Raw genomic sequence first — 420 nt, 5'->3', positions numbered from 1 at the left:
TCAAAAAATTACGCAGTGTAATTCTCGGTGTAATTAATATAAATATTAATAACTAAAAATTTACAAATAGATTCAGTTTTCAAAGAACTAAATATGTCACCGAAGTGACAATGGAGAATAGCGGGATCGAACCGCTGACCTCCTGCTTGCAAAGCAGGCGCTCTCCCAACTGAGCTAATTCCCCATGATAGGACTGAGAGGACTCGAACCTCCGACCTCACCGTTATCAGCGGTGCGCTCTAACCAGCTGAGCTACAATCCTATGAGGTTTGAGAGTCTCTCTAATATACTGAGTGTAAATCACTCAAAACTGAATAACGTTTTAATAAAATGTGTAGGCTTCCGATTTTCCTTAGAAAGGAGGTGATCCAGCCGCAGGTTCTCCTACGGCTACCTTGTTACGACTTCACCCTAATCATC

Annotated in this window: 2 tRNA genes and 1 rRNA gene; all 3 read right to left on the bottom strand. The window is 41.7% G+C overall.

The features are described 5' to 3' along the window. Positions 1-111 precede the first annotated feature (111 nt). Positions 112-184 (bottom strand) — tRNA-Ala (locus TT13_RS10935). A 4-nt stretch (positions 185-188) separates the two neighbouring features. Continuing rightward, positions 189-262, bottom strand: a tRNA-Ile gene (locus TT13_RS10930). Between the two features lie 94 nt (positions 263-356). Next, positions 357-420 (bottom strand): 16S ribosomal RNA (locus tag TT13_RS10925); the annotation flags it as partial.

Source organism: Weissella oryzae SG25, from assembly GCF_000691805.2.
Lineage (GTDB): Bacteria > Bacillota > Bacilli > Lactobacillales > Lactobacillaceae > Weissella > Weissella oryzae.
The sequence above is the reverse complement of the archived record's forward strand: the minus strand, read 5'-3'. Positions and strand labels throughout refer to the sequence as shown.